Source organism: Alteromonas sp. Mac1 (assembly GCF_001562125.1).
In the GTDB taxonomy this organism is placed as follows: domain Bacteria; phylum Pseudomonadota; class Gammaproteobacteria; order Enterobacterales; family Alteromonadaceae; genus Alteromonas; species Alteromonas stellipolaris.
Genome location: NZ_CP013932.1, coordinates 1729893 through 1743946, shown reverse-complemented (window position 1 = coordinate 1743946; position 14054 = coordinate 1729893). Strand labels below are relative to the sequence as shown.

General features: G+C 43.9%; 10 protein-coding genes. 5 read left to right on the top strand and 5 right to left on the bottom strand.

The window, feature by feature from the left end:
* The first annotated feature begins 3 nt into the window (after nucleotides 1–3).
* Nucleotides 4–813: an alpha/beta fold hydrolase gene (locus AV939_RS07345; protein WP_061997439.1), complete on the top strand. Its 810-nt coding sequence runs from the start codon at nucleotides 4–6 to the stop codon at nucleotides 811–813.
* On the opposite strand, the gene glgC is transcribed toward AV939_RS07345, so the two are convergent.
* The gene (glgC, locus tag AV939_RS07340) at nucleotides 810–2084 is read right to left on the bottom strand and encodes a glucose-1-phosphate adenylyltransferase (protein WP_061997438.1); all 1275 of its coding nucleotides are present in this window, start codon (nucleotides 2082–2084) and stop codon (nucleotides 810–812) included. The two genes, AV939_RS07345 and glgC, sit on opposite strands and share 4 nt — an antisense overlap.
* A gap of 220 nt (nucleotides 2085–2304) precedes the next feature.
* Between glgC and AV939_RS07335 the strand changes: the two genes are divergently transcribed.
* From AV939_RS07335 to AV939_RS07320, 4 genes are all read left to right on the top strand, one after another.
* Nucleotides 2305–3276, top strand: coding sequence for a nucleoside hydrolase (locus tag AV939_RS07335; RefSeq protein ID WP_061997437.1), 972 nt, complete (start codon nucleotides 2305–2307; stop codon nucleotides 3274–3276).
* A gap of 44 nt (nucleotides 3277–3320) precedes the next feature.
* Nucleotides 3321–3854, top strand: a complete 534-nt coding sequence (locus AV939_RS07330; protein ID WP_061997436.1) for an SRPBCC family protein — start codon at nucleotides 3321–3323, stop codon at nucleotides 3852–3854.
* 641 nt (nucleotides 3855–4495) lie between these two features.
* Complete coding sequence (locus AV939_RS07325; protein ID WP_061997435.1) at nucleotides 4496–5656, top strand: MFS transporter; 1161 nt, start codon at nucleotides 4496–4498, stop codon at nucleotides 5654–5656.
* 115 nt (nucleotides 5657–5771) lie between these two features.
* Nucleotides 5772–8405: an EAL domain-containing protein gene (locus AV939_RS07320; protein ID WP_061997434.1), complete on the top strand. Its 2634-nt coding sequence runs from the start codon at nucleotides 5772–5774 to the stop codon at nucleotides 8403–8405.
* A gap of 539 nt (nucleotides 8406–8944) precedes the next feature.
* Here AV939_RS07320 and AV939_RS07315 read toward each other — a convergent pair.
* The 4 genes from AV939_RS07315 to AV939_RS07300 all read right to left on the bottom strand — a co-directional run bounded on the left by AV939_RS07315 (nucleotide 8945) and on the right by AV939_RS07300 (nucleotide 14046).
* Complete coding sequence (locus AV939_RS07315; protein ID WP_061997433.1) at nucleotides 8945–9925, bottom strand: hypothetical protein; 981 nt, start codon at nucleotides 9923–9925, stop codon at nucleotides 8945–8947.
* 277 nt (nucleotides 9926–10202) lie between these two features.
* On the bottom strand, nucleotides 10203–11147 hold the full coding sequence (locus AV939_RS07310; protein WP_061998178.1) for a hydroxymethylglutaryl-CoA lyase: 945 nt from the start codon (nucleotides 11145–11147) through the stop codon (nucleotides 10203–10205).
* 14 nt (nucleotides 11148–11161) lie between these two features.
* The gene (locus AV939_RS07305; RefSeq protein ID WP_061997432.1) at nucleotides 11162–13255 is read right to left on the bottom strand and encodes an acetyl/propionyl/methylcrotonyl-CoA carboxylase subunit alpha; all 2094 of its coding nucleotides are present in this window, start codon (nucleotides 13253–13255) and stop codon (nucleotides 11162–11164) included.
* Nucleotides 13252–14046, bottom strand: coding sequence for an enoyl-CoA hydratase/isomerase family protein (locus AV939_RS07300; protein WP_061997431.1), 795 nt, complete (start codon nucleotides 14044–14046; stop codon nucleotides 13252–13254). The genes AV939_RS07305 and AV939_RS07300 overlap by 4 nt, the downstream gene beginning before the upstream one ends.
* Nucleotides 14047–14054: the final 8 nt, after the last annotated feature.

The following is a 14054-nucleotide window of genomic DNA, read 5'->3' as shown; positions in this document are numbered from 1 at the left end:
TCATTGTCGAAAACCGATATTAGTTTTCACTTTGCCCATGCAAATGGATTTCCTGCTGGTAGTTACAACGCGCTTTTTTCTTCATTACCTGAGCACTTTCACCGTCTTCATGTCGACCGGTTTGGCCACGATCCTCAATTGCCAGTGAATGCTAATTGGCGCAATCAAGTTAATGAGCTTATAAAACACGTAAAAGTCGAAAACACTGACAGTAGAGGTGTTTATGCGGTAGGGCACTCCTTTGGTGCGGTAATTTCTTATATGGCAGCCTGCGAAGAGCCCAGCTTGTTTCGAGGACTTATCATGCTTGACCCTCCGTTAGTGATGGGCCCCATGAGTTACTTTTTTCGGTTTGCGAAAAAGACACCTTTAATCAACAAATTAACCCCTGCGAAGTTAGCTGAAACGCGAAATACACAATGGCCATCTCATACTGATATGGAAGCGTACTTTCAAGGAAAAGCGCTGTTTCGTAATATGGATAAGCGATGTATTCGTGATTATGTTAAGCATGTGACACACACCAAAGGCGAGCTGACATCGTTAACATTCAAGGCCGAGGTAGAAGCGTCATTATTTCGCAATGTGCCGCATAATTTAGGTAAGTATAAAGGCAAGTTGAAGTGCCCAGCATTGCTGGTAACGGCTAAAGATGGTGCGGTGTGTAGACCGGCTATGTATGATAGGTTAATTCAGCATAACAACATTGATCATACTGAATTTAAAGGTGGGCATATGTTCCCGTTAGAACATCCTGAAGCAGTGGCTGAACTTATTTCAACCACCATTTCAAAATGGAATAACTCGCTTTAGGTAGGAGATAGACCGCCAACAGGTTGGCCTAGCATTTCTCTTGTAACTAACACCACGCCTTTTTCAGAAACGCGGAATCCTCGTGCTCTATCATCATCGTGGTTGTAACCAATAACGGTACCTTCTGGAATAACACAACCTCTATCAAGCAGTACTTTTCTTAGCTTACAATGACGCATAATTTCCACATCAGGCAAAATTACCGCATCTTCTATAAGGCCGTACGAGTGTACCCTTACGTTCGAGAAGCAAATTGTGCCGCGTAGGGTTGAACCAGAAATAATACAGCCGCCAGACACAACCGAATTAATCGCTTCCCCGCGCCTGTCGTGATCTTCCCACACAAATTTTGCAGGTGGCAATTGTTCTTGGTAGGTCCAGATGGGCCATTTTTGATCGTACAAATTAAGCTGTGGAACCGGTGCAACCATCTCCATATTGGCTTCCCAAAATGAATCAATGGTACCTACATCACGCCAATAGGCATCGCCACCACCAGTGCTTTCAAATTCAAACGCATACACGGGGTGATCTTTGATAATTGATGGGATAATGTCTTTACCAAAATCACGCTGTGAGCCAGAAGTTGCAGCGTCTCTTCGTAATTGTTCGAATAAAAACTCAGTATCGAAAACATAGTTGCCCATTGATGCTAGGCAGCGACTGTCATCGCCTGGTAGGGGAGCCGGATGTTCAGGTTTTTCTGCAAAACCATTAATACGATAATTTTCATCGACCGACATCACACCAAATGAACCAGCAGCTTCTTCGATTGGAACCGACATACATGACACGGTCATTTTTGCGCCACTTTCGACATGACGCGCTAACATAGTACCGTAATCCATGCGATAGATATGGTCGCCAGATAAAATCATTACGTACTTGGGCAGTTCGTCTCGAATAATGTCGATATTTTGGAATACTGCATCGGCGGTACCTTCATACCAGCTATCAGAGAATCGCTGAGAAGCAGGTAGTATTTCTACTGACTCACCGAGTTCCTTCTTGAAGTGTCCCCAGCCGCGTACTAAATGTCTTATTAATGAATGAGACTTGTACTGGGTTACTACGCCAACACGTCTAATGCCTGAGTTAATACAATTAGATAGCGGAAAATCGATAATTCTAAACTTACCGCCAAAATAGAGTGCAGGTTTTGCGCGCCACGTTGTTAATTCATGTAAACGTGAGCCCCTTCCTCCAGCTAATATTAGTGCGTAGGTATCGCGAGTCAGATTACTAATATAGCGTGAACTCTGATCTGCCATGTCCTCGTTCTCCATTTTTTGAGACACAATCTTGCGGTGTCGATGAATGTGTAAAAACCGTAATTCATACCGATTGCACTAGGGCGTAGTAAGTAGAATATTGCCCTGGAAATTAGGTTTTATGATAACCTAACTTCATATTACACAAGAATAAATATAATGCCACGGCGTTTTGCTGAACTATGTAAAAAAAACGTTATTTTTTCTTAAGGGATATTTTATGTCTTCTACTACCCCAGTTATTTTTGACCACGATGGTGGCATTGACGATTTATTATCGCTAATACTTTTGCTGCGTTTACCTAATATAAATGTAGTGGGTGTAACCATTACGCCGGCCGACTGTTACCCAGATGATGCTTTGCTGAGTACTCGCAAAATCCTTTCATTAACGGGCAATTCCCATATTCCTGTAAGTGTAGGGCAGTTAACAGGACCCAATCCATTTCCGCCTGAATGGCGCGCTCAACCTAAAATGTGCCATGCTACCCCCACCATGCTGCGTACATCTCACGATGAAGTGAAGGTTGAAAGCAAGGCCGCGCATGAATGGATGCATAGTGCATTAACTCATGCTGCTGAGCCTGTTACTGTTTTAATGACAGGCCCGGCTACCAACTTAGCCGCCGCGTTAACGCAAAGCCCAAACCTTGTAGATAAGGTACAAAAAGTGGTGTGGATGGGAGGTGCCGTAAAGGTCAAAGGTAATGTGGCTATGCATGATCATGACGGTTCAGCGGAATGGAATGCCTATTGGGATCCTAAGGCCACTAAAGTATTGGTAGATAGTGGCGTAAATCTGCTGCTAGTGCCTTTAGATGCCACCAACGATTTGCCTGTTAGTTGGGATTTTTTGCAGCAACTTGCTGTAAAAAATACGCCGGTTTCAGACCTGTCTGGGCAATTTTGGGCGTCAACGGTGACGTCTATTCCCTCTTATGAGTTTACGTATTTTTTATGGGATATTCTTTCAACCTGTGTATTAGCCTTACCAGATACCAAGCTGCGTATTGAAACCGGTCAGGTTGCGGTTAGTACAACAACGCCGAATGCAGGCCATACCTACCCCTGTGACGAAACGGGGAGTTCAATTTCTTGGGTGGCAAGCGTTGATGCTGATTATGTCCGCGAAATGGTAATTCACTATTTAAGCGGAGAGTTTTGTCAATCACCAGTGCCATTTGTTAAATAATTGTTATATATTTCTAATCCTATGTGATTATCATGGAGTTTTAGATGGCAGCTTTAAAGAAGATAGTTTTAGGTGTGGGCGTACTGGTCGCTTTGGTAGTTGTGGTTGGGCTGTTCCTTCCACAGCAATACAAAGTTGAAAGAAGTATTTTGATTAATGCACAACCTGAAGAAATTTATCCCGATGTCGTCGATTTGCGGGCATGGCAAAACTGGGGCGTTTGGTTTCAACGGGACCCTAGTATGGAAATCGATTACTCTGGGCCAGATAGAGCTATTGGAATGATGTCATCTTGGAAAAGCGTGACGGAAGGTAATGGGGAAATGAAAATTACCGACTTAGAACACAATAAAAAGGTGGTTTACTCATTGGCTTTCCCAGAATGGGAAATGGGTTCGACAGGATCATTAGTAATATCGCCTGCTGGTGAGGCTACTAAAGTGACGTGGGTTGACTCAGGTGACGTGGGTAACAACATCATCAGTCGCTACTTTGTACTGATGATGGACGGCATGATAGGCCCAGATTTCGAGATGGGATTAGAAAATTTAAAAACCGTTGTGGAAAACAAAGGCTAGTAACCTAGGTAAGCTTTTGCTTGGTACAAAAGCGCCAATATTTTTCACTACAGACCAAGCCAAGTTAGCTTATATGGATATTTTCCAAAGCGTACTTGGCTTTTTTCATTTTGGGCGATAGGAGTTCAAATGAATGAAATATAAAGTGAAGCTAGATGGTGTTATCAAGGTGTTATCAAGACACCCATGATTACGAAGTTGCCCCAGAATAGTTAACGAGACACCCACGCTAGCGTACCGCGTTATCAAGACACCCATGATTTTGCATGTTACTGGGACACCCACGTTATCGTTCACTCTATAATGTTTTACAGAGACACCCATGCTAGCGTAAAGCATGTAAAGCGAAGTTCTAATGAAACCCTGATGATTGTAGTTGAGTGAGTTGTGGGAGAGTTAGTTTAAGGTGGGTGTCTCGCTAAGGCTGTTTAAGGTGGGTGTCTCGATTAAATTGATATTTAAAATTGGCCTAATTGTTTAGGTTATTCAGTGTGTTAATAAAATATGTTGCGCCTTAAAACCGCGTGATCAAGTTTTGAGCTTTTTTCGTACAAAGTCTGTTAAGTAACGCTAGAGTAATCGGCGGTTGGTTTGTTATACAGCAACAATCGTAATTGTGTTAATTCATGTTGGGAAAAAACATGTTGGGAAATAAACGCCGCCTAATAGTGGGTCTAGCTTTTAATAAATTAGCCGACTTATTAGCATCTGCAAAAACCACATTGCCTGCTCTACTAATCTCCCTGGGGGCTCCTAGCTGGATGGTGATGTGGTTGGTGCCAATTCGCGAATCTGGCGCATTGTTGCCCCAAGCGTTAATTGGTGTGTATTTACGCAAAAAAAGCGCTAGGCACCATGTTTGGCGGCTAGGTATGGCCATACAAATCTCGGCTATATGTACAATGTTAGCTGCCGCAGTTGTCACTGAAGGTTTTGTGGCGGGGTTAATTATACTCGCATCACTGGTGTTTCTAAGTTTAGGCCGCTCTGCAAGCTCACTTACCGTAAAAGATATGGAAGCAGACATTAGTCAAAAAGGTGAACGAGGTAAGTTAGTTGGTTTAGCATCTACGGCGTCCGGTGTGATGACATTATGCGCAGCAGTTCCTCTCGTGTATTTTGAAAAAGAGCTTCAAGGTTATTCAATCTTTATTTTATTAGCCTCATCAGCACTTGCATTTTGTATCACGCTAATTTTAATGTTTTCGATAAAAACCCATGTTGAAATAGAAGAGTCTCAAAATAAGTCGTTGTTTAACTGGCGTTTTGACAACACAGTGTATCGATTCGTTTTTGTTCGGGGGTTGTTTGTTCACTCTGCGCTAGTCGCGCCATATTTCATGTTAGAAAGTTCGCAAAACGCGAAATCGTTGCTTCCTTTTTATCTTGCTGCACAAGCCCTAGCGTCAATGCTTTCTTCGTTTCTATGGGGAAAGATTGCAGATAAGAGTGCTCGATTCACCCTTCAATTGTCAGGAGTTTTGGCTTTAATCGCCTGTGTTGGCTTACTTGCTATGGAGCCTGAAAGTGTGTGGCTGTCTGCAGGTTTGTTTTTTATTCTCTCAATTGCCCATGCTGGCGTGCGAACAGGGCGAAAAACTTATAGCTTGGATATTAAAGAAGGGCAAGACAGGACTGAGTTAGTTGGTTTTTCAAACACAGCTATAGGTCTTATTTTGCTTGGGTTTGGTGGGTTGTACGCGATTGTATCGTCATTCATCGACTTTTCAGTGGTGTATATTATGGCAGCAATGCTGACCGTGGCGATTTGTACTACGCTTATGTTACCAAAAGAAAAATAAGAGAAGAGGAGGTTAAGCGCCGTGCGAATTACTGTGATTGCATTTCTGGAGCCCAGTTTATTTCTCAGTCGATATTGGGCGAACGTGGCTTTAGTAATCAAGTTTGGTTTCAAGTATGTCTTATAAGCACCAACCACAAAATGAATCTGCAGGCTTGCCAGTTAAAGATCCCGAGGAATTAGAGGGTTATCTTGACGCGTTTTTAGATATTTCAGTTGACCCCGTATTTATCAGAGACGGTGAGGGTAAGCTTTTAGTTGCGAACAATGCTTTTTGTGAGCTTGTGAACGTTTCTCGAGAAAAACTAATCGGAACAACTTTCTCCGATAAAATCTACCCACAAGAATTTGTGAAGCTAGCGCAGAGCGACAAGCAAGTGTTAGATACTGGGGAAGATAAAGTCGTAGAGCAAACCCTGAAGGGAAAAGACAATAAAGCAATTGTAGTAGTTGCTAAAATAAGCCGATTTATCGACCGCAACAACAGGCGTTTTATTGTTGGTGTAATTCGTGATGTGACCAAACGCAGGCAGAATGAGTTAAGAGAAACCACTCGTAGTGAAGTGTTAGAGCTCATCACCAACGGAGAGCCTCTAAAAGTGGTCTTGAACGCGATTGTCAGTGTGGTTGAGCTTAACAATCCGGAAATGATGTGCAGTATCTTACTTCTCGATGAGTCTGGGATTCATTTACGTAGTGGAACTGGAGCAAGTCTTCCAAAGTTTTATGTCGATGCTATCGATGGCGTTGAAATAGGTAGTGGCGTAGGTTCATGCGGCACAGCAGCGTTTATTAACGAACGTGTCATCGTTGCAGATATTCAAACACACCCTTACTGGAAAAATTTTAAAGCGTTAGCTGAGCGCGCTAATTTAGGTGCCTGCTGGTCTGAACCCATTCGTTCTACACAAGGTGCAGTGCTTGGTACTTTTGCCATTTATCACGCTAGTATCAATTACCCCTGTGATGCTGATCTTGCGCTAATTGAGCAGACTGCCAGTTTAGCGAGTATCGCTATCGAAAAAAATCGTTTTGAAGAAACATTAAAGCGAGCTGCCAGCGTTTTCACTCATGCGAACGAAGGCATAATTATTACCGACGCCTCAGCCACGATTGTTGAAGTGAATGATACGCTGTGCCGTATCACCGGCTACAGCAAATCGGAAGTACTGGGGAAAAACCCTAAAATTCTTCAATCGGGTCGTCACGCTGCACAGTTTTATGAAAACATGTGGAATACGCTTAACACTGATGGAAACTGGAGAGGGGAGATTTGGAATCGTCGTAAGGACGGTGAAATTTACCCTGAAATGGTCACAATCAGTGCAGTTAAAAACGAGGAGGGTCAGGTTCAACACTATGTTTCGCTTTCAACCGATATATCAGAAATTAAGCTCAATGAAGGCAAGTTAGAACGGATAGCACATTATGACTTGCTGACCAATTTACCTAACAGAGTTTTGCTTGCTAAGCGCCTTAATCAAGCCATTAAACACAGTCAGTTACAACAAAATTCATTGGCTGTCGCATTCATGGATTTAGATGGTTTTAAAGCGATTAACGATAACTACGGACATAACATAGGTGACCAGTTTTTGGTTGAGGTCTCTAGTGGCTTAAAAGCTAGCTTGAGAGCGGGAGATACAATTGCACGTATTGGCGGAGACGAATTTATTATAATCATGGTTAACCTGAATGAGTTCAGTGACTGTGAGCATGTTTTAAATCGACTTCTTAAATCTGCCTCTGCACCAGTCAATGTTGCCGATGCGGTTATGCAAGTATCAGCGAGTATTGGAGTCACTGTCTTTCCTCAAGATAACGTAGATGCTGATCAGTTAATACGGCATGCGGACCAAGCCATGTACGTTGCAAAGCAAGGAGGTAAGAACCGATATCACCAGTTCGACTTAGAACAAGATAACGCGATTAATACTTATAATAAAAGCATTGATAATGTGCGCGTTGCCCTGGAACGAAATGAATTTGTCTTACATTACCAGCCCAAGGTGAATATGAGTTCTGGTGAAGTCATTGGCGTAGAAGCTTTGATCCGCTGGGAGCATCCCGAAAGTGGTCTAATTCCTCCGCTAGATTTCTTGCCTGTTATTGAAGGTCACGGTGTCAGCTTGCAAGTGGGAGAATGGGTTATTGATGCGGCTTTGACACAAATTGCGTGCTGGCAGAAAAGCGGTATTTCATTACCCGTAAGTGTGAATATTAGCGCACATCAATTGCAGCAGGACAACTTTACCTCTCGGCTAGAAGCACTGTTAGCGGCTCACCCTGATGTAGACCCTGGCTATTTAGAGCTAGAGATTCTGGAAACCAGTGCGCTGCAAGATACTTTCCAAGTATCTTCAACAATGAATGCGTGTCACGATTTAGGGGTGAGCTTTGCTTTAGATGATTTTGGTACTGGTTACTCATCACTTACTTATCTGAAGCGTTTGCCAGCTTACTTGATCAAAATTGATCAAAGCTTTGTGCGAGATATGCTAGATGACACTGATGACTTAGCGATTGTTGAAGGTGTGGTTGGGTTGGCAAAGACATTTAAACGAGAAGTAATTGCGGAAGGCGTAGAGTCGGTTGAGCACGGCGTTGCCCTTGTCCGCTTGGGTTGTGAGTTAGCGCAAGGCTATGGCATAGCCAAGCCTATGCCGGCCATTAAAGTCTCTCAATGGCTAACTACTTGGGAAGCTAACGAGGCATGGTTGGCGTTGAGCGGTAATCGGGAACTTGCTTGAGCAGAGAGTTATTACTAGTTTTCAAGACACCCATCATAAGAAGGCATTAACAGGACATCCATGGCATTAACACGCGTATTAACAGGACATCCATCATAAGAACGCGATTAGGGTGATTTTAATTTATAAGGCTACCTAATTTTATCAAGACACCCATGTTTAAATTTAAACAGAAGTAGTAAGAGAAACAAAAAGAGTAATAACAAGATTCGAGGGACACCCACCCTAATATAGGTTTGAGTCCCATTCTTACTCGAGTAGATACGGTGGGTGTCTCGATAACTCCATAACTCCGCACAAAGATACAGTGGGTGTCATTATAATTCTGTTAGCCGTGCAGAACTAGAAATTCACCAAGTACTTTGCTCAGTAAATATATTTGCATATGACAAGGCTACTTAGATGGTCTGAAAAGTGGCTTATAAAGCGGCAGCATTATGGCTAAGAAAGGGTTAGGTATTAGCTTTTTAAGATAAATTCAGATAGTTCAATAAGGTTTTTTTGCCACCTAATTTATATCTGAGAATAGAAGATGGGTATTAACAGGCGCAGGAAAGTAATTTTGCGTTTTTCATCCCCCTTGCGCGCTGCCTGTTGGTATTTTGCTTAAATCCCCTCATTGTAGTTTCACAACCTGCCGCATAACTAAACAGCTTTTCAAAGTGGGAAGTAAGTGCCTGCCAGTGAACCTGACTTATCCCCAACCGAGATAATATTGGGGCGTAATTGCTGTGAATATAACCAGGTTTGTCATCACGAATGATTCTTCCCGTTGTATCAACGAGTTCAAGGTAATCAGTCAGTCTAATAGGTATTTCTTTGATATTGCGTTGATTGCGTTCCCCTGAAAAGGGTAGTAATGCAGAAATCTTCGAATTGCCTTTCAATGCCTGTAAACGTGAGTAAATACTGGTGTACCTAGAGTTTTCGGGGGTTGTCGCTATATTGGCTCTAACGGGGTTTAAGTCTACATAGGCCATACAGGAAAGTAGGGCGCTTTCATTCAATAAAGCTTGAGATTTAAATCTACCTTCCCAAAATCGCCCTGTGCACTCGTCCTCTGTATTAGCTGCCCTAGCAATGAACTCATTGAGGTTTCGCATAAACCAACTAATGTCATACAGGCGCCGGCGGTAAACTTCAGCGGTATCGGTTACTGCTTTTATTTCTGCACCCGAAAGGCGCTCGCCCTTGAGATACCTTTGGGTAAGCAGGGTGCCTTTATGGATACGGTGCCATTGGGTTAGTACTTGTTCTAAGCTCCAGGAACTGGCACTTTTTATATCAACGTGTAGTACCACATGAACGTGATTGCTCATTACCGCATAGGCACAAATATCAATAGAGTACACCGAAGCTAACTCTAGTAAGCGACACTCGACCCAGCCTCTTCGATGTTCGAAGCTTTTTCCTGAGAGTTGATCAACACCGCATAGGTAGCATTGTCTGACGCAGCGTGAAACGCAGTGATAATAGGGTGTATCAGCAAGGCTAATTTGGCTGCGTCTTGATTGCGGCACGGAAAACATCCAGTAATTTCATATAGAACCATGCTAGCAATCAATAACCATTATTGAACCTGTATTTTAGGCGTGAATTAATCGAATTAACTCTCTATTTTATTGTGGGTGTCTGGTTAGTGGACTTTTACTATGGGTGTCTTGATAGTTCTTATTGATGGTACTTATTGCTAGAACTTTGATAGGGCGCTCTTGTTAGCGCCCTTAGTGTAGAGGTGGGTGTCTCGTTAGCATTTTGCTGGCACTTTGTTGGCATTTAGCCCTAGAGAACCTGAAATTAATTTTTCTTGGCAAGCAATGCATTAGCTACTTTAGACACTGGCTTCCTATCCAACACAGAAGAGATAAATTCAGTAGCTATAAGCAGCTTATCCATACTCACGCCAGTTTCAATTCCAAGTCCATTGAGCATATACAGTACGTCTTCCGTCGCTACGTTTCCGCTGGCACCTTTAGCATATGGGCAGCCCCCAAGCCCTGCAACCGCGCTGTCTATATTCGATATACCGTATTGCAATGCGGTGTAGATATTGACTAGTGCTTGGCCATAGGTGTCGTGAAAATGAACGGCTAAGTCTGCAACTGGTACATGCTGGCAAACGTGCTCGAGTAAACGAGCTGTAGATGCCGCAGTGCCGGTTCCAATGGTGTCGCCAAGTGAAATTTCGTAGCAACCCATATCATGTAACGTCTTTGAAACTAGTGCTACCGACTCGCTGGGGATTTCTCCTTCATAAGGGCAGCCCATCACGCAAGACACGTAGCCTCTAACTGGAATTTTATGCGTGTTTGCAGCTGCAATGACAGGCTCGAATCTTTTCAAGCTTTCACTGATTGAGCAGTTTATATTCTTTTGGGAAAAAGACTCAGACGCAGCGCCAAAAATAGCAACTTCATCGACGCCAACAGCCAACGCAGCTTCAAACCCTTTTAGATTTGGGGTTAAGGCTGAATAGATAACCTCTTTTTCCCGGCTAATTCCTTTGAATACTTCGTCAGAATCTCCCATTTGGGGAACCCACTTGGGAGACACAAAGCTGCCAGCTTCAATACGTTTCAAACCACTTGCATTAAGTAAATTGACGAGGTGTATTTTGTCTTTAGCGCTAAGAATCGCCTTTTCATTTTGCAGCCCATCACGGGCACCAACTTCCACGATGCTCACTTTCGAAGGAAAGTGAGTCGTAGGGTTAGTGACCGAATTTACGATGGGTGTCTTCATAGACTTTTCCACGCTCATTCACCTTTTGAGTCAGAATCGAAATCAATCAGCACTGAGCCGCCATCGACCAACTCACCAGGTTGATAAAAGTAGCCGCGCACCACACCGTCGCAAGGGGCAGTAATACTATGCTCCATTTTCATGGCTTCCATAATAAGTAAGGGGGCATCTTTTTTAACGCTATCACCAATCTCAACCAAATGAGCCACTACGGTACCATTCATTGGTGCATCTAAGCTTGCACCATTATGGTTGTCATCATCATCTCCCATATCAGGCGCTAAGACCTTGAAGTGACAGGGCGAATCTTGACCAAACAAGCCAAATTGCCCTTCATTGTTCGAAAAATGATATGTACGCCTTACACCCTCTACAGAAGCAATTAACTTATCACCAACAATATGACCCGTTACCTCAATGCTTTCGCTATCTTTGCTCACCTTAAGAGAAATGGCCTTTTGATTCAGAGTATTATCTGACTCGGCAATATGTCTTATTGTGAGTGAGTGAACTTCATCATTCACCATAACGGACAGGGATTCTTGATATCCCATGTTGGGGCGCCATGAGCCTATAGTTCCCCAGGGGGAGGGCAGTGAACCAATCTTCGCTTTACCTTGATTGCGTGAAAGTACAGACAAAAGTGCAATGGCAGGAAGCTCGGCATCTACGGATTGGCTCTGGTTGTTGAACAAAGTGTCAGCGTGTTTATCAATGAAAGTTGTGGTTAGTTCAGCGTTACTGAAAGGCGCACTTGAAGCCACGTCGATAAGAAAATCTATATTCGTGGTTACTCCGTCAATGTGATACTGCTTAAGCGCACTAACTAACTGTTTTAAAGCCGCATCTCTGTTTTCACCCCAAACGACAAGCTTAGATATCATTGGGTCGTAATAAACACTGATGTCGTCACCTTGCTGCACGCCGGTATCAATCCGTACTTTACTCGCTGAACTTTGGCTAGATAACGTGGGTGTCTCGTTAAGCGACTGGCTATTTTGATAGGAAGTCGAGGTTGATAGCGTGGGTGTCTTGATAAGCGAGAGCGTACCGCTGGCGGGCAGAAAATCATTGTTGGGATCTTCGGCGTAAATGCGTGCTTCGAATGCGTGTCCCGTTAATGTTAATTCTGACTGAGACTTAGGTAGCGCTTTACCTTCTGCTACATCAAGCTGCCAACGAACCAAGTCTTCACCGGTAATCATTTCCGTCACAGGGTGCTCTACTTGCAATCGAGTATTCATTTCCATGAAATAGAACGAGCCGTCTTCGTCATACAAGAACTCAACGGTTCCCGCACCTACATAATTAATCGCTTTGGCTGCTTGAAGGGCGGCTTCGCCCATTTGCTGGCGAATATTGGCAGGAAAATTAGGCGCTGGTGCTTCTTCTATTACCTTTTGGTGACGGCGCTGCACTGAACAATCACGTTCAAACAGGTAAACACCATTACCGTGGGTGTCACAGAAAACTTGTATCTCAACATGGCGAGGGCGAGTGAGGTACTTTTCAACCAGCATATGCTCGTCGCCAAAGCTGGCCATCGACTCTCTTTTAGCTGCACTTAGCGCGGCCGAAAACTCACTTTCTTTCCACACTTGGCGCATACCTTTACCACCGCCGCCCGCAGCAGCTTTAAGCAACACTGGGTAGCCCATGGCATCGCTAGCTTGCTTCAAGGTAGCTTCGTCTTGGTCATCGCCGTGATAACCTGGCACCAAAGGCACGCCTGCACTTTCCATAATTTTCTTTGCTGCCGATTTAGACCCCATAGCTTCTATGGCAGACGCCGGTGGGCCTACGAATATAATATCGTGCGCGGCACACGCTTTAGCAAATTCGGCATTTTCAGATAAAAAGCCATAGCCCGGATGAATGGCATCTACACCAAGCTTCTTGGCATATTCAATAATTGCAGTACCGCGCAAATAGCTATCTTTAGAGGGAGCAGGGCCTAAATAAACCGCTTCATCGGCTTGTAAAACATGCAAGGCTTTTGCGTCGGCGTCTGAATAAACCGCCACCGTTTGTATACCCATGGCTTTAGCTGTACGCATCACTCGGCATGCAATTTCGCCGCGATTGGCAATCAGTAACTTTTTAATCATGCTAGTTTCTCCTGCCACGCGGGAGTGCGTTTTTCAATAAAAGCCCCCAAGCCTTCTTGTCCTTCTTTCGAGGTTCTTATTTTGGCAATTTGTTTGCTTGTATCATCAAGCAATTCAGCATTAATAGGCGCACCGGCAACCTCTTGCACTAACGCTTTTGCATGCGATACCGCTATCGGTCCATTTTTCAAAATTTGGGTGATAATATCGTCTATTGTGCTATCAAGTTCATCTTCGGTTACCGATTCGCTAAGCAGTCCTAGCCTCCGCGCTCGCCGTGCTGAAAAGACTTCTGCAGTTTGAAAATAGCGTCTACACACGCGTGCGCCCATGGCTTCTATTACGTAAGGGCTGATAGTAGCGGGAATAAGGCCTATCTTTACTTCGCTTAAACAAAACTTACTTAATTTGCTACCAATGGCAATGTCGCAGCAGGCGATAAGGCCTACCGCGCCGCCAAAAGCTGCCCCTTGCACGCGAGCAATCGTAGGCTTTGGTAAGGTGTACAAGGTGTGCAGCATGGTAGCCAGCGCCATAGCGTCGGCGTGATTTTTGGCTTCATCGTATCCAGCCATGCGCTTCATCCACTCTAGATCGGCACCTGCACTAAAGCTCTTGCCTTCACCTTGTAAAACAACGGCGCGAACACTGCTGTCGTTACCAGCGCGCGTATATAGCTCGGTTAAAGTGGCAATCATGTCATCGTTAAATGCATTGTGTTTGTTAGCACGGTTTAGCGTAATAAGGGCAACATTTCTTTCGTCTACGTGATAAGTAACTGCTTGTTCCATAATAATAT